This window comes from Bacteroidota bacterium (assembly GCA_019637975.1).
In the GTDB taxonomy this organism is placed as follows: Bacteria; Bacteroidota; Ignavibacteria; order UBA10030; family UBA6906; genus CAADGV01.
This window is the reverse complement of the sequence record JAHBUR010000010.1, coordinates 63,083-78,466: the sequence shown is the minus strand read 5'-3', so window position 1 is coordinate 78,466 and position 15,384 is coordinate 63,083. Positions and strand designations below refer to the sequence as shown.

Annotated in this window: 13 protein-coding genes and 1 tRNA gene; 5 read left to right on the top strand and 9 right to left on the bottom strand. The window is 51.7% G+C overall.

From position 1 onward, the window contains the following. Positions 1-22: 22 nt before the first annotated feature. The 3 genes from tig to KF749_07370 all read right to left on the bottom strand — a co-directional run bounded on the left by tig (position 23) and on the right by KF749_07370 (position 3,165). A complete protein-coding gene (tig, locus tag KF749_07380; protein MBX2990974.1) occupies positions 23-1,297 on the bottom strand; it encodes a trigger factor in 1,275 nt (424 codons plus the stop codon). 54 nt (positions 1,298-1,351) lie between these two features. Beyond that, positions 1,352-1,433, bottom strand: a tRNA-Leu gene (locus KF749_07375). Between the two features lie 46 nt (positions 1,434-1,479). Next, positions 1,480-3,165 (bottom strand): GAF domain-containing protein, encoded by a 1,686-nt coding sequence (locus KF749_07370; protein ID MBX2990973.1) that lies wholly within the window; start codon positions 3,163-3,165, stop codon positions 1,480-1,482. A gap of 121 nt (positions 3,166-3,286) precedes the next feature. On the opposite strand from KF749_07370, the gene KF749_07365 reads away from it, so the two are divergent. The 3 genes from KF749_07365 (at position 3,287) to KF749_07355 (ending at position 6,332) form a co-directional block, all read left to right on the top strand. Next, complete coding sequence (locus tag KF749_07365) at positions 3,287-4,210, top strand: ABC transporter ATP-binding protein (protein ID MBX2990972.1); 924 nt, start codon at positions 3,287-3,289, stop codon at positions 4,208-4,210. A 7-nt stretch (positions 4,211-4,217) separates the two neighbouring features. Then, positions 4,218-5,054 (top strand): ABC transporter permease subunit, encoded by an 837-nt coding sequence (locus KF749_07360; protein MBX2990971.1) that lies wholly within the window; start codon positions 4,218-4,220, stop codon positions 5,052-5,054. A 99-nt stretch (positions 5,055-5,153) separates the two neighbouring features. Then, positions 5,154-6,332 (top strand): aminopeptidase P family protein, encoded by a 1,179-nt coding sequence (locus KF749_07355; protein MBX2990970.1) that lies wholly within the window; start codon positions 5,154-5,156, stop codon positions 6,330-6,332. A 42-nt stretch (positions 6,333-6,374) separates the two neighbouring features. Here KF749_07355 and KF749_07350 read toward each other — a convergent pair whose 3' ends face one another. The 5 genes from KF749_07350 to KF749_07330 all read right to left on the bottom strand — a co-directional run bounded on the left by KF749_07350 (position 6,375) and on the right by KF749_07330 (position 9,914). Further along, positions 6,375-6,836 carry an EamA family transporter gene (locus KF749_07350; GenBank protein MBX2990969.1) on the bottom strand — a complete coding sequence of 154 codons (462 nt, stop codon included), beginning with the start codon at positions 6,834-6,836 and terminating at the stop codon, positions 6,375-6,377. Positions 6,837-6,888: 52 nt separating this feature from the next. Beyond that, entirely contained in the window at positions 6,889-7,614 is a 726-nt protein-coding gene (locus tag KF749_07345) for a LytTR family transcriptional regulator DNA-binding domain-containing protein (protein ID MBX2990968.1), read from the bottom strand. Between the two features lie 37 nt (positions 7,615-7,651). Further along, positions 7,652-8,719 carry a histidine kinase gene (locus KF749_07340; GenBank protein MBX2990967.1) on the bottom strand — a complete coding sequence of 356 codons (1,068 nt, stop codon included), beginning with the start codon at positions 8,717-8,719 and terminating at the stop codon, positions 7,652-7,654. 83 nt (positions 8,720-8,802) lie between these two features. Continuing rightward, positions 8,803-9,516: a hypothetical protein gene (locus KF749_07335; GenBank protein MBX2990966.1), complete on the bottom strand. Its 714-nt coding sequence runs from the start codon at positions 9,514-9,516 to the stop codon at positions 8,803-8,805. A gap of 20 nt (positions 9,517-9,536) precedes the next feature. Further along, positions 9,537-9,914: a hypothetical protein gene (locus KF749_07330; GenBank protein MBX2990965.1), complete on the bottom strand. Its 378-nt coding sequence runs from the start codon at positions 9,912-9,914 to the stop codon at positions 9,537-9,539. A 199-nt stretch (positions 9,915-10,113) separates the two neighbouring features. Here KF749_07330 and KF749_07325 point away from each other — a divergent pair, with 199 nt between their 5' ends. Beyond that, the gene (locus KF749_07325; GenBank protein ID MBX2990964.1) at positions 10,114-10,482 is read left to right on the top strand and encodes a hypothetical protein; all 369 of its coding nucleotides are present in this window, start codon (positions 10,114-10,116) and stop codon (positions 10,480-10,482) included. A 2-nt stretch (positions 10,483-10,484) separates the two neighbouring features. Here KF749_07325 and priA read toward each other — a convergent pair whose 3' ends face one another. Next, on the bottom strand, positions 10,485-13,013 hold the full coding sequence (gene priA / locus KF749_07320) for a primosomal protein N' (GenBank protein ID MBX2990963.1): 2,529 nt from the start codon (positions 13,011-13,013) through the stop codon (positions 10,485-10,487). A 142-nt stretch (positions 13,014-13,155) separates the two neighbouring features. Here priA and KF749_07315 point away from each other — a divergent pair, with 142 nt between their 5' ends. Beyond that, positions 13,156-15,381: a hypothetical protein gene (locus tag KF749_07315; protein ID MBX2990962.1), complete on the top strand. Its 2,226-nt coding sequence runs from the start codon at positions 13,156-13,158 to the stop codon at positions 15,379-15,381. Positions 15,382-15,384 lie beyond the last annotated feature (3 nt).

Genomic DNA, 15,384 nt, shown 5'->3' with positions numbered 1-15,384 from the left:
GGGTAAAGATACGTAAACCGGTTTAACGTGTTTCTTCAATCACTTGTTCCGTGATCTTTGCGTTGTCGCGCAACAGCTTCATCAGCTTTTGTCCGATAACCCGTTCCGCACCGACATTGGAACTTTTGAAATAATTCACCACCTGCTCTTTCTTGATACCAAGTCGTACAGCCTCGTCAGCGGCGTATTGTTCGATCTCATCGTCCGTTGCAGCGATTTTCTCCTGTTCGATAATCGCCTCCCGCAGCAAGCCCCATTTTGCCTGATATGTTGCGTACTGGCGGTTTTCATTCCTGAATTTCGCCTCGTCAAATCCGGCAGGCAATTTGCTGTCACGTGATCGACCCTTCATATCCTCGATAAATGAATCGAGATAGAGTTCAATAAGCGATCCCGGTACAACAACCTCGTGAGCTTTGACGATTTCATCAATGATTGTATCGGCGACTCTTCGCTCCGACTGTTCCGCCCAGTAGGACTGAATATCGGTTCGAACATTTGCAAGGAACTCCTCCTTTGTTGCAATGTTCTCCTGCGTGACCTTCTGAACAAATGCATCGTCGAAATCGGGCAGTTCAACTTTCTCAATCTTCTTTACGGAAATCGCAATGAAATGAGAATGCGCATGGTCACCGTGCTGCTGTTCGAAGCGAACCCGGTATTCACCCCCGACTTCGGCTTTGGCGAGGACTTCCTTGATTTCCTTGACAAGCGTCTCATCCGAAAGGGAAAAACGGGCATCTTTCGTCTTCTTGCCTACCAACGGCATTCCGTCCTCGGCAAGTTCCTGAACATCGGCAGTGATAACGTGGTCGCCTTCATCGCGTACGATTGTTACCCCCAACATTGAGGCGTTGATGCGGCGGAGACGTTCGATCTCGGATTCAACCTCCTCATCCGTTACATGGTGTACGGGCTTCTCGACGGCAATGCCCTTGTATTTCTTCAATTCGATGGTTGGTTTGACTTCGTATTTGATGGTGAATTTGAAATGTCCGCCGCGTTTGAAATCCATATCGGTCAACGACGGGCGGCCCAAGGGTTCAACGTTGCGTTCGATCATTGCCGATCGGAACGACTCATTGGCGATATCGTCAAGCGCATCCTGCTCGATTGCTTCGCCGTAGAGTTTCTTGATCATCTCCATCGGCACCTTACCTTTGCGGAACCCTTTGAGTTCCACTTTCGGTGCATATTTCTTGTACGCACGCTCAAAATGCGGCTGAAGTTCCTCGTGCGTCATGAGGAATTCGGCTTCACGCTGAACATCGGAAACGCTATTGATCGTTACTTCCAACTCGCTAATCCCTTTTCATTTTTTTCTCAAAACTCATCGTTCACAGACGCCACGTGGGCACGGAGGGACTTGAACCCCCACGGGTTACCCCACTAGATCCTAAGTCTAGCGCGTCTGCCAATTTCGCCACGTGCCCAAAAAAGCAGAATTAAGATACGGTTTTTCGGGTGGAACCACAACGTTTACGGGCATTCGAGCGGAAGCAGGATACGAACGGTTGTGCCGCGTCCGGTCTCGGAGTCAAGTTCGATGGAGCCTTTGTGGTCATCCACGATTTTCTTGACTATTGCCATGCCGAGTCCGGTACCATGCTTTTTCCCCCGCGTGAAGAATGGTTCGAATACTCTCGCGCGTATCTCTTCGGGCATCCCCTGCCCGGTATCGCTGAACTCGAACGAAAGCCTGTCGCCTTTTGGCTTGATCGTCAGCGTCAGCGTGCCACCTTCGGGCATGGCATCGGCGGCATTGCCGGCAATGTTCTGGAATACCCGCATGATCTTCTCGGCGTCCATCAAAACAGTGCCCGTGTAGTCGAAGTTCTTCACAAATGTAATTCCGCGTTTAGCAAGATCGTGATCAACAAACGTGAGGATTGCCGGAAGAACGTCCTTCAGTTCAACCGGCTCCACATGCAATTCGCTTACCCCGCGTGAAAAGTCCAACACTTCCTGAGTCATAGTCACAAACCGGTCAACCTGCTTCATCATCAGATCGGCGATCTCGGCGGCTTCACTGTCCTGGGTTTTGCTTTTAATAACCTGCGCGTAGATGCGCATGGTTGCCATCGGGTTCTTGATGTCATGAATAATCGTACTTGCCATTCTGCCGATCGCCGAGAGGCGTTCGCTCTGAACGAGATCTCTGATCATTTGGGCGTTTTGAATGGCTATCGATGCATGCACCGACAATGCATCGATGAAATCGACATCCTCCTTGGTGAACGGGCCGCCTCGTTTGTTCAGTAATTGGAACACGCCGACAATCGTGCCATCTTTGTTGCGCAACGGCATGCACAGCACGTTATGCGTTCTGTAACCGCTTTTCTTGTCAATCTCCGGATTGAAACGCGGGTCTTTGTACGCATCAACAATGTTGACTGTTTGACCAGTTTTCGCAACATACCCTGCAAGGCCTTTGCCCATCGACAGCCGAATCTCAACCACCCCTTCTCCCTTTACGACTTTTGACCAGAGTTCGTGTGTAACGGGGTCGATCAAATACAGCGTGCCGCGATCCGCCCGTAAACTTGTGGTTGCTGCCGTGAGAATTACATCGAGAAGCTCGTCGCTGTCAAGCGTTGAGTTGAGGGTTTTGCTTGCCTCGATCAGAAGTTGCAGCTTGTCCAATTGTGCCTGGTACGATGCAACATTCCGCTCAAGCTCGGACACGAACATCTGGTCGATTGTCCGGAGCCGGAGAGCAAGATGCTGCAAGAGATTTTGCGCAAACGTTCTGCTTTCTTTCAGCAATGCCTGATAGTGATCGTATCCGAGGCAGATGATCGTACAATCGCCGACGGCTTCCGCCCGCGCAGACCGGGGAAAGCCCCCGATGAGAGACAACTCGCCGAAGAAGTCCCGTTCATGAAGAACTGCTAAAAGTGATTCCGTTCCGTATTTTGTATATTTTTTGATGTGGACTTTGCCCGTCAAAATCAGGTACAGATCACGGCCTTTGGTGCTTTCGTCAAATATCGTCTCACCGTTCTTGTGATGCTGCGTAACAAGTTTGGAGATGATTCGTTCAAGAGTACGTTTGCTTACATTGGAAAAGAGGGTGTTGCTCTGCACCAATTCAATCAGCACATGCCGGTCGTTCTTTTTTGGGGCAGAAGTACGTTTGGCAGGCTTTCGTTTTTTCGGTTGCATCGCAGGATTTGCGGTTGATTAGGGCGTGATGGCTGTTCTCAACGAGGAGTAACATGCCAAGAATTGCAGTGTTAGTATAGTCAAATCACTCAGGAGAATCAAGAATTGTGACGTTGCCGTAATGCATGAAGCAATTGTGTTGCAAACACATAACTTGAGCAAACGATACAAGAATCGGTGGGCTGTACACAACCTCAACCTGGAGGTACGACGGGGAGACGTATTCGGTTTTCTCGGACCGAATGGCGCCGGCAAAAGCACAACCATTCGCATGTTGCTCTCGCTTGTGCGGCCCACCGCGGGGGAAGTTTTTCTCTTTGAAAAACGGCTGCGGTACCATCGCAATGAGATATTGTCGCATGTTGGGGGATTGGTCGAAGCGTCGGATTTTTATCTGTATCTGACGGCAAGAAGAAATTTGCAGATTGTAGCAGGATTGCGCGGCGGTTGTTCGGCAAAGGAAATCGATGAGGTGTTGGAGCTTGTCGGGTTGCGTGAACGTGCCGATGAAAGGGTGAAGACTTTTTCGCATGGTATGCGGCAGCGTCTCGGCATAGCGCAGGCTCTGCTCGGTTCACCGGAGTTCATCATCCTTGATGAGCCGACAACAGGACTCGATCCACAAGGAATCAAGGAGGTGCGCGAGCTCATTCGGCGCCTCTCAACAGAACGCGCCATCACCATATTCCTCTCTTCCCATCTTCTCAACGAAATTGAACAAACGGCAACCTCAATGGCAATCATCAACCGCGGCAAACTCGTTGTGCAGGGAAAAGTCGGGGAACTGTTGAACAACGGCAGAAGCGTGGTCAGGGTTGATGCCCATCCGCAAGAGAAAGCGCTTGCGGTACTGAGGCGGCACCCGGATGTTCAAGATGTTCTCGTCCGCAACGAAGGACTTGATGTGACAGTCCCGTCCGAACACATCAGTGAGTTGAATGCCATGCTGGTTACGGAAGGCGTTCACGTACGGGCGTTGATCCCGCGGCGCTCGCTGGAAGAATATTTTCTTTCGATCACAGACCATCCATCCGACGAACCGTAGTGGAAACGTGAACACGATACTTCGCAACGAGCTTCTCAAAACATATCTCAAGTGGCGGACCTATATCGGGTTCATCGCCATTGCCGTGCTCGTTCCGTTGGTTGAGATTGCGTTAAAGCTTGAAGGGGGCGGCATGGTCAGGCGGATGACGCGTGACTTGTCGCAGGATTTTTTCTTTGTCGGAAATCTCTTTAACGGATACTTCGTCACCTATTTCATCATGAATAGCTTGTGGGTACATGTTCCGTTCCTCATTGCTCTTGTTGCCGGCGACCAGCTTGCAGGCGAGGCAACAGGCGGTACGTTTCGCCTGATGCTGATTCGTCCCGCATCGCGCACGAAGATTCTCCTCATGAAGTATGTTGCAACACTGTTCTATGCATTTTCGCTTGTCCTCTTTCTCGCGGTGGTAAGCCTTAGCCTCGGGTTGTATCTGTTTGGTGGCGGTGATTTGCTTGTTGCCGGCAAGGTGCTGACTATTCTTCCGCAGACCCAGTTACCGCTGCGAATGTTGATTGCTTTCGGACTCGCGACGTGGAGCATGTGGTGTGTTGCTTCGCTCGCATATTTGTTTTCGTCGTTGGTGGAGAATGCCATCGGCCCGATTGTCGGGACGATGACGGTGATTATCGTCTTCTTCATTCTTTCCAATATCCAGATCGAGTTCTTTGAATCGATCAAACCGTACCTGTTCACCACATATTTCAACATCTGGCAGATGGCCTTTGAGGATCCGATTCCCTGGCAAACGATAGCGCAGCATGGCGGCGTTCTCGGTGGTTTCATCATTGGCTTTTATGCGGTTACTTGGTATATTTTTGTCAAGAAGGATGTGCTGAGTTAACTGGCGGGCATTGCCGTTATCATGAAGACAACTACAGAAATCAAGACGCTGCTTCGTCAAAACAAACCTGACCATTCTCAATTCAATCAAGGAAGAATTATGAACATCACCGCAATTCAACAAGCCCTGCGCGAACGCAAGATTGACGGCTGGCTGCTGTGTGACTTCCACAATCGTGATCATCTCGCCTACCGAGTCCTCGGCCTCGACATCACGAAAATGACGACCCGCCGCTGGTTCTATTACATTCCGGCGAAGGGTGAACCGCGCAAGCTCGTTCACAGTGTTGAGCCCCGTAAGCTCGACTCGTTGCCCGGGAAAAAGGAAATCTTCCTTCCGTGGAAGCAGTTGCATTCATCGCTGAAGAAAATGCTCGGCTCGCCGAAGAAGATCGCCATGCAATACTCTCCTCTCAATCATATTCCCGCCGTCTCCATGGTGGATGCGGGGATTATCGAGCTGGTGAAGAGTTTCAAGCACAAAGTCGTGTCATCTGCCGACCTTGTGCAGATGTTTGAGGCGACAATCAGTGAAGAAGGATATCGGATGCACAAAGAGGCGGGTGTTATTGTTGACAAGGTTCGTGCGGAAGCGTATGACCAGATTCGCAATGCGATTGCAACGAACAACGGATTGACGGAATACCAACTCCAGCAATTCATCATGCGGCGGTTCAAGGAAAACGGACTTGTCACTGTCGATCCGCCGATTGTAGGAACGAATGAACATCCCGCCGACCCGCATTTCGAGTCGACTCCCGAAAATGCACGGCCGTTCAAACAAGGCGACACTGTACTGATTGATTTGTGGGCGAAGTTGGACAAGCCGGGTTCGATTTATTATGACGTGACGTGGTGCGGGTACATCGGCAGCGAGCCATCGAAGAAGTACCAGGAAATTTTCAACACAGTCAAAGCAGCGCGCAATGCGGCTATCGCGCTTGTCAAAGATCGCTTTGCGAAGGGGAAAGCTTGCGGCGGATGGGAAGTTGACGACGCATGCCGTAACGTCGTGAAGAAGGCCGGGTACGGAAAATACTTCGTGCATCGGACGGGGCATTCCATTGGCGAGGAAGTGCACGGCAACGGCGGGAATATTGATAATCTTGAAACAAAAGACGAGCGGCAACTCATGCCCGGTTGCTGCTTCTCGATTGAACCCGGCATCTATTTGCCGCACGAGAATATGGCGTGCCGTACAGAAGTCAACATGTTCATCCGTCACGATGGTGTGCCGGAAGTGACGGGCGAGATTCAGGAAGAGTTGATTAGAGTGTAAGGGAGATGTCAGAAGCCCCGGCCACAAAACCGGGGCTTCTCCTTAGTTGATCTTTTCCGGACTCCGGTGGGCAAGCTGTATCAAGATGATGCCTCCCACGATGGCCAGCAATCCCAATCCCGTCTTGATGTCAATCTCTTGTGTTCCCTTCACCAGTCCTATTACTGTTCCGGCAATCGGTGAAAGCGCGAAGGCTACTGCAAGCGTCACGCCGAGATTCTCCGAAGTCGCAAGCGACGCGTAGAAACTCCACATGCCCAGACTTCCTGCGACAATCCCTCCACCAATAATAATCATCAGCCATCCGTTCACACTTGACGATGGCGTGTATGCTTTCCAGGCTGGAATCGAGATGAGTCCCAGCAATATAACCGCAACTGCAGTTCGCAGAAATATTCCCGCAATCGGCGGCAGTCCGAGCTCGCGCAGACCGGATTTTTCAAAATAGCCGCCAATGCCCCATGCCAATCCCGCAATAACTGCGTACAAGATATAAGTCTTCATGAGATAGTAGATGATTGTTGATGAATTGAAGAATTCGAAGGAAACCAGATTCCTAGAGATGAATTTTCAATCGTGCATACCCCGCTCTGCTGACCTGTAGTCGCGTTCCGTCCGCGAGAATCGCAACACGGCTATCTTTGGCATACGGCTCGATTTTGGCAAGGCGCTCGATGTTGAGGATGTATGAGCGGTGAATGCGGATGAACTTCTTCTCATCCAATTGTTGCTCAAGCGCCGATAAGCGCGCCTGTTTCAGAATACTCTTGCCCTCTGTTTTGATCGAAACATAATCATCTTGTGCTTCGATGTAGTCAATGCTTTCGATGGGAATGATATGCACCTTTGCACCGTCACGCACGAGGATGCGTTCCAGCGGCTTTGTTCGCGAAGCTGATTCTTCGGCGATGGCATCGAGGCGTGTTGAGTCAGGAATCCGTTTCTTCGTTTGCTCCAATGCCTCATCGAACCGCTCACGACTGAAGGGCTTGAGCAAATAGTCGGCGGCATGGACTTCAAACGCCTTCAAAGCGAATTCATCGTAGGCCGTGGTGAAAATAACGGTGACATCGTGATCAATCAATTCAAGAACCTCAAACCCGCTCAGCTTCGGCATTTGGATGTCGAGGAAGAGAATGTCGGGCTTGAGTTCCGTAATCGCCTTCACGGCCTCGAATCCGTTTGGACACTCGGCAACGATTTCGATTTCGGGATGATGGGAAAGGAACTCACGGACAATCTGTCGCGCAAGTTGCTCGTCATCTACAATAATTGCTTTCAGTACTTCCGATGTCATCAGTCTTGGAGGTGAAAGATTGTTATGTATTGCTCGTGTGGTGAACCGGCAGAGTCAATTCCACGGAGTACTCGTGTGTCCCATTTGTGATTGCGAGTCGCGCCTCGTCACCGTAGAGTGTACGAAGTCGTCGCCTGATATTCTCAAGTCCGACACCGGTGCTTTTGCTTCGGGGCCGGCCGGGGTCGCACGGATTGCCGACACGAAGCCGGAGAAGTGATTCGTTTCTCTCGGAAGAAAGCGTAACCGTCCCTCCTTCAACGAGATGCGCGATACCATGGTTCACGGCATTTTCGACAATAGGTTGGAGAATGAGGGAAGGAACAGGGATGTTTTCGCATCCCTCTGCAAGACGTTTCTCGAACATCAATCGTGATCCGAACCGTACCCGTTCGATAGACAAGAACCCTTCCGCCAAGTTGAATTCCTCGACTAACGGAATGAACTGTTGTTGTCCCAACTTCAGTGTCGTGCGAAAGAAATCCGCCAGTTGAATGGACATCGCCCTCGCTGCGGCGGCATCCGAGGCTGTGAGAGCACTGATGGAGTTCAGACTGTTAAACAGGAAATGCGGTTGAATCTGCGAACGCAGCGCTTTCAATTCCGCTTCACGCGCAAGCACTTGAAGTTCAAGCGCTTTGCGTTCCGCCGCCCTCGCCGAATCGAACGCAAGAAGCAGATAGTGAACAACGGTTGCAAGCACGAACAACAACATTCCGATGCCGAAGAGAAGCGGAATGCCGCTGTCGAATTTAACGGTGAGTCCTGCGAAAAGGTCGAATCGTGACAGAATCGTTGCAACGCCTTTGCCGACCAGAAGCCAGAGGCCCGAGCTGAGAAACGACGCAGCAACGACCACCGAAAGAGTTTTGAGAAACGGTGTTTGTTGAAGCGGAAACGCTTTGCAGACGTACAGGGAGGCAAGACACATGAACGCGTAGATGAACGACATCGGAAGAAGTAGAGCGACGGCTTCACTCCACTGAAGGGCGTTCATCATCACCATCAATACACACAGCAGCCCGGCGATAACCAGCCAGGCTGCCATGTACAGCGCGAGTCGTTGTTTGTCGGCAAATATGGGATGCATAGTGTGTTGACAGATTTCGGATTACAGATTACAGACTGCAGATTACGGATATCGATTTGTAATCCGTAATCCCCAATCTCCAATCAGTTTCTCACTTCCACTCCGCCCATCACAATAGTGCCGCGGATAACAAGACGCTGTTGCGGTTCGCCGCTTTGGTGAAACGTTTTGTCGTCGAACCCGCCGAGGATGGGCGTTCCTTCGAACGAGACTTCCCAGCTTTGCGGGACTTTGATTTCGATACCGCCCCAAAAGGCGAACACATTGAACACTGCCGGACTTTTGGCAATGGCGGCATTGCGCAAATCAATATCGCAGCCACCCATGACTGCGGTCAGTTCGCCGCCCTGGAAATCCTTTGTATGGATGTTCCTGCGCGACCCTCCGAGAAATGCAGAGGCGTTGACAATGGCGTCGCTGTCAACATCCTTTGTGTCCCACCGGTTTATCGGGGAGCGGAACGGCGCCTGTTTCGTTCTCAGTATCATCATAGCACCCAGCGCAACCAAAAGCAACGGCCAGAAGTCCCAGAGCCGGAATTCGAGAATGTACAACTTGTCAATCAGAAGGGCTGCCCCGACAAATGTCAGTACGAGTCCCCAAAATCTGCCGCCGTGGCGCTCAGGGTTCAACATCTTGACAACGCCGTACACGACAAGGAGTGCAGGCCAATAGCGCAGATAGTCACGTGCGTAGAGAACGTCAAGATTGTCGAGCGTGAACAACACGCCGACGGCCACGATAATGAGTCCCAAAACAATCTGGGGTGAAATGCGAAATCCGGTTTTCTCTTCCATAACAATCCTCGAATGATAGTTCAATGTACAGAAATCGTGTTTGCTTGTTCAAGCCGCTGCTTTTTTCGTGCATCACGTTCAAACGCTTCCCAGACTTGGTACACGCCGAACAGTATCAGCACGACAGGCCACGTATCGCTGAATCCGTAATCATAGAGTCGCAGCACAGACCACTGAAGCCACAGTCCCAGACCGAGAAGCCAGAAACCTTCAGCCCGTTTGTACGGCTCGAAGAATTTGTTGATGCCTATGACCATCAAAATCACCGGCCAGAATTTCCATATGGGAAAGCGATCCAGTATTCCGATGTTCATGAGCAGAATGATGGCGCCGAGCAGAATCAATGCGGCACCGATGATGTTCCTCCCGTTTGCCCAACGATGCATTGTCATATCCATGAAAATCTCCTTTGTGTTTGTGCTTCTGCACCAATATACGATGAGCCGCTGTAGATGTTAGAGTGATTTAGGCGAACGGCGGCGCCGAATCGGTGAATGGAGCTTGCCTTTGAAAGTGAAACAGGGTAAGTTGCGCAGGTTCATCAGTGGGACGGGGTATGCCTGACCCAACGCGCGTTCAACAGACTCTCTTTCGTTAATGTCACCCTTTCTCAGTTCAATTCTCCGCTACGCAATACGCTTGCGATGCCCGCAATGCGGCGAAGGCAATCTCTATGTGAGATGGAACGTCCTGCGGGAACGCTGCACGCAATGTGGTTGCTTGTTCCAGCGCAGGGAGGAGGAGGGATGGTTTTTCATTTACATGACAACGGCAGGACTCACCGGAGTTGTTGTCGTTGGTATGCTGCTGATTGATGTGCCGGATATCTTGTTGGGACAGATTGGCGTTTTGCTGGCGTGGTTCGTCATTATCCTGTTGACGTTGCCGTTGAGGAAGGCGATAGCGATCGGGATTGATTATTATGTTGAGCGACAATCCCAGAAGATCATTGATTCCGAAAAATAGCCCTACATCAACCCCACCGGATCAATATCCACCGTCAGTTTCACCGACGACTTCCTTCTTCCGAAATCCGCAAGCGACTTGCGCAACGCGTAACGCAGCTCGGTTCCTGCCGGGTCTTTCGACTTGAGATTCTTCACGATGATGTGCCAGCGGTATTGATTGTTGATTTTGCTGATGACGGCAGGCGACGGGCCGAGGATGGTGAACGTTCCGAGGATTGCGCGCAAATGCTTGACGAACCGCTCGGCTTCGGCTTTGACGTTGTTTTCATTCTTCCCTTTGAACTCGACAAGTGCGAGGCGGGAAAACGGCGGGTAGTCGAGTTCTTTCCTTTCTTCCAATTCTACCTCGACGAACTTCTTGAAATCATGGTCAATGACGTGCTTGAGCGTATAGTGATCAGGCTGATGCGTTTGAATCACCACTTCGCCTTTCAGCGTGCTGCGTCCGGCGCGGCCGGCGACTTGCGTGAGTAGCTGGAACGTCCGCTCGGAGGCACGGAAGTCCGGCAGCAACATCTGCGTGTCCGCCGAAACCACACCGACAAGCGTGACGCGGGCGAAGTCCAACCCCTTTGCAACCATTTGCGTTCCGAGCAGGATGTCCGCTTCGCCGTTACCGAATTTCTCCAACAGCCGCTGATGCGAGCCCTTGCGCGTCGTTGTGTCCATATCCATTCGCAGCAATTTTGCGGAAGGGAAGAGTTGCGCAAGTTCCTGCTCGACGCGTTGCGTCCCGGCGCCACGCTGCTGCAACGCGATGCTTTGGCAATGTGGACACACGGCAGGCGGTTGTTTCGTCAATCCGCAGTAATGGCATCGGAGGTGCTTGCGGGTGATGTGGTACGTGAGCGTGACGTTGCACTTGGGGCACATCAACGTATTGCCGCAGTCAACGCATTCAATGAACGGGGCGAAGCCGCGGCGATTTTGCAGGAGGATGATACCCTCCTTTTTATTCAGACGATCCTGAATCTTCTCGCGGAGCAGATTTGAGAACGACGACTGCTGAAATTCGCGCAACTTCACACGATTCTCTTCTGTTGCCGCCTCTTTCATTGCGAAGTACTCGCGCTTCCTTTCCTCCGTCATGTCAACAATCAGAACTTCCGGTAGGGAAATCTGCTCCACCCGGTTCGGCATTTCAAGCAGGTCGTACTTGCCTTGCAGGACGTTGAAATACGACTCTGCCGAGGGTGTTGCCGAGCCGAGAACGACGACGGCATTGTCCATTTTCCCCCGCACAACGGCAACATCCCGCGCATTGTACCGGGGCACGCCGTCGAATTGCTTGTACGACGGCTCATGCTCTTCATCTACCACAATCAAGCCGAGATTCTGCAGCGGAGCAAACACCGCCGACCGCGGCCCGATGATGACGCGATACTCCCCGCGCCGCGCCCGTTGCCACACTTCGTGCCGCTCGTTTGCGGACATGTTGCTGTGCACGACGGCGACACGTTCTTCAAAATGACTCTTGAACCGCCGCGCCGTCTGCGGCGTTAGCGAAATTTCCGGCACAAGTACGATGGCAGTTTTTCCTCTTTCCAAACAACGCCGGATGGCTTCGATGTACACTTGCGTCTTGCCGCTTCCGGTGACGCCGTGCAGAAGGAACGTCTTGTTTGTACCGGCATCCATTGCCGTCCGCAAAATTGTAAGAACCTTCTGCTGGGTTTCGTTCAACGCAATCGCAAGCGTCTGTTCTTCCGTGCCGAAGGACTGTTGCGTTTTGATTTCCCTCTTCTCAACGGCAAGAAGTCCCGACGTTCTGAACTCCTTGACAGCCGCCGACGTTGTGCCCGATTTCTTCAGCAAATCCGTCAAGAAAATCTCCTGCGTGCCTTGCTGTTTCAGCCAGTCTAATGCTTCGAGCAGTTGGCGGGCCTTCTTCTTTTTCTTGGAGAGTCCAGTGATTGCTGCCGCAAGTTGTTCGGAGTCAAGTTTGTCAAGAAGAACGACATCCTTCGTCGGCAATTTGGTTTTCTGTTTCGGGAGAACTTCTTCCGTCTCAATCAATCCGGCCGCAGCGAGCTCGTTCAGGATGGTGTTGATGTTCTTGAGTCCGGTTTTCTTTTGGAGATCGGAAGAAAGGACTGATTCATGTTGTGCGAGAAGCTCGAAGAGCCGTACTCTCTGCTTCGAGATACGCTTCGCTTCGGCAATCTGTTCGGGCGTTGCAGATGCTGCGAGTCTTACCATTCTCTTGCTCGACGAACTGAACCCGTGCGGCAGCGAGGTCTTCAGCACTTCACCGAGAGGGGCGAAATAGTAATCGGCAATCCATTTGCACAAGTGCAGAAGTTCATCTGACACGACAGGCGATGCATCAAGCACATCTTTAATAGGTTTGAGAGAAGTGAGAGAAGTTGAAACCGGAAGATCGACGATCAATCCCGTTGTGTACTTTCTGCCGAACGGCACAACGACGCGGACGCCGATAACGGCAGACTGCTCAAGCTCCGGCGGGATTTGATACGTGAATGTCGAATCGACTGCAACAGGCAGTGCAACGTTGGCAAGTGCTGGCATGGGAGAATATCTGGAAAAGGGGAGTGAAGGGCAAAGAACTCACAAAAGGTATTAAGCCAACTTAACCACTTAAGGCTTGAACAATCCCCCCCACTTTCAGATATTAGTCTGGCCCAAAATCAAACGACAACGGAGAGCAACAATGAAACGCATTTTCCCCCTGATACTCTTTGGATTTCTGCTTGGCGGCTGCGCTGCGTACAAGGAACTCTCGCCCAAGCCAGAGCTTTCGCCCGCCGAGCGGGGCTACATTGAGCTGAAGGACGGCAAGGACAATTTTACTCTTGACAAGGACAAGAAGTACTTTATCAAGTTTCCGCGCCCGGAAGGCGACCAATTCGTGCTTGCGCTGAAGCTGAATGCGAAGTCCGCCCTCCAGTACTTCTTGACGGATAGATTTGACGGCGGCGACGGGCCCTTCCAGAAGATTCCTGATGAACTCGCCTCGCATGACAACACCAGTGCGTACATGATCAGCAAGCTTCCGCCCGAATATTTTTGGGTGATTGAATCCGTTCCGTACGATGTCGAATTGGAGATGACATACCGCTACGTGCCGCAATGGCGCTTCACGTTCGAGAACAAATACACCGAATACAAGAAAATTCTCGCCGACAATACCATTGAGCGCGATACCTACAACTCGATTGACGACCGGTTCAGTTTCTCGGGATTTGCCTTCGCAGAAAAACTCCGCCAACTGGACGGGGCAACGAGGAACATCCGCGGCATGAAGGGTGAGTTGGTGAAGTTGGAGAATATCTTCCCGCCCAATATCGCCAGCTCACGCGATACGGCGTACGAGAATTTCGCTGCGCTACGCAACAAGACAAACGATGAGTTACAGTTCCAGGAGAATTATGCCACCGTCCTGAATGTTTTCAAAAAAGAGCAGGATTCGCACGGCAATATCGGGGCATTCCTTGAAGCGGCGCCCGAGTTCGCGGAGTTTGTTGTGCAGCGGGATCGCTTCCCGCGGCCGATTCTGGAAAAAGCCCGCACAACATTCATCAGACGACTTACCGATGCGCCATCATTCTATGACGATCAGCTGCGTGCAAAGAATGATGCAAAGAAAATCAACATCACTCCTCCTGCCGACAATGCGAGAAAACTCTACGAAGCCTGCGGTGTGCAGGTGCCCGCCGATTTCAGAACACTGATGTCGTTTGTCGAGCGGTTCAACGTGGAAGCGTCGGGTATGGCGTTGGTGAACGAGAAGTTCCAGCAAATCGACAGGGCGTTTGCCGCAAATCCCCCGCTCACAACCGAAGCGCTGTTCTCGGACTTCCTTTCAAAAATTGCAGACGCCCGGTCAAAACTTCCCGAATCAAGAAGGCTGTCATTTGAAAAATACGGCCGGTATGTGTGCGCTACCATGCTTGATGCCGAGATTCGCAACGCGACGGCACGCGTGAATGCTTCGGAGACACTCTTCGGTATGTCCCAGCAATGTGCGCAACGGCTCGGCGCCAACTCGTGGGCATCAGCGGAAGCGTTGCTGCGGGAAATTCACTACAACGCCTCGTTCGCCGGAGTTCCGGCGGTGAACGAACAGAAAAACAGGATTGTTCGCTCTTTCGAGGGAGAGATCTTCAATCGTGTGAAGCAAGTGTCGCATCAGCGGGTTGACGCGTTCGTGAAAGCAAACGAAGCGGCGATTGACAATGTGCCTGCATTGTATCTCGACTCTGCGTTTCTGCCCGTGCATCAAATCAGTTTCTCGGCGAGCGGCGATGCAGAAGTGCAGCGCAAACGCGCCGAAGTCCAGAACTACATTGACAAGCTGAAGTTCAATGATTTCCCTGCCGCATCGATTACGGCAATTTACCGCGACTTCACACGAAACATCAACGATCGCGGCGTTGACAGGGCGCGGGCTGTTGTCGAGCACGGCAAATACTATAAGGGCACTGACAACCAAATTCGTTCGATGGTGAATGAATGCGACCCCAATGTTTCGAAATGGATTATCAGGCCGAAAGAATACCGCAAGTTGTTCGTCATGCCCGTGACAACCAATCCCCGCGGAACGAACGAATATCTCTTCAGAGTCACACTCAAGATTCCGTCGGAGGCGCAATTCCCGGTGTTTGAGATTAACGTGAAGCTTCCGAAGGAGGTAGCAGAGAAAGCCGGTACGCAAGCATGGTTCGAATCCATCAAGCTGAACAGGACAGTCATCAAGAACGAGGGACGCCACACCGTCACCTCACCGACGGCGGACAACAATTACGAGTCGCAGATTTCGCCTGTGCAAATGGACAAAGACGGAAACAACGTGCTTGAGATTCGCTTCAAGTATCCCGGATACAAAGTGTTTGAAGTGAGCACAATGGCGCAAGTGCCGATCATCCGCAAGAATTAGCAA

Bases quoted from the DNA above. Each gene is read 5' to 3' on its own strand.
- KF749_07370 (MBX2990973.1), bottom strand. From the start codon at position 3,165: ATGCAACCGAAAAAACGAAAGCCTGCCAAACGTACTTCTGCCCCAAAA.
- KF749_07365 (MBX2990972.1), top strand. From the start codon at position 3,287: ATGCATGAAGCAATTGTGTTGCAAACACATAACTTGAGCAAACGATAC.
- KF749_07355 (MBX2990970.1), top strand. From the start codon at position 5,154: ATGAACATCACCGCAATTCAACAAGCCCTGCGCGAACGCAAGATTGAC.
- KF749_07350 (MBX2990969.1), bottom strand. From the start codon at position 6,836: ATGAAGACTTATATCTTGTACGCAGTTATTGCGGGATTGGCATGGGGC.
- KF749_07340 (MBX2990967.1), bottom strand. From the start codon at position 8,719: ATGCATCCCATATTTGCCGACAAACAACGACTCGCGCTGTACATGGCA.
- KF749_07335 (MBX2990966.1), bottom strand. From the start codon at position 9,516: ATGGAAGAGAAAACCGGATTTCGCATTTCACCCCAGATTGTTTTGGGA.
- KF749_07330 (MBX2990965.1), bottom strand. From the start codon at position 9,914: ATGGATATGACAATGCATCGTTGGGCAAACGGGAGGAACATCATCGGT.
- KF749_07325 (MBX2990964.1), top strand. From the start codon at position 10,114: ATGTCACCCTTTCTCAGTTCAATTCTCCGCTACGCAATACGCTTGCGA.
- priA (MBX2990963.1), bottom strand. From the start codon at position 13,013: ATGCCAGCACTTGCCAACGTTGCACTGCCTGTTGCAGTCGATTCGACA.
- KF749_07315 (MBX2990962.1), top strand. From the start codon at position 13,156: ATGAAACGCATTTTCCCCCTGATACTCTTTGGATTTCTGCTTGGCGGC.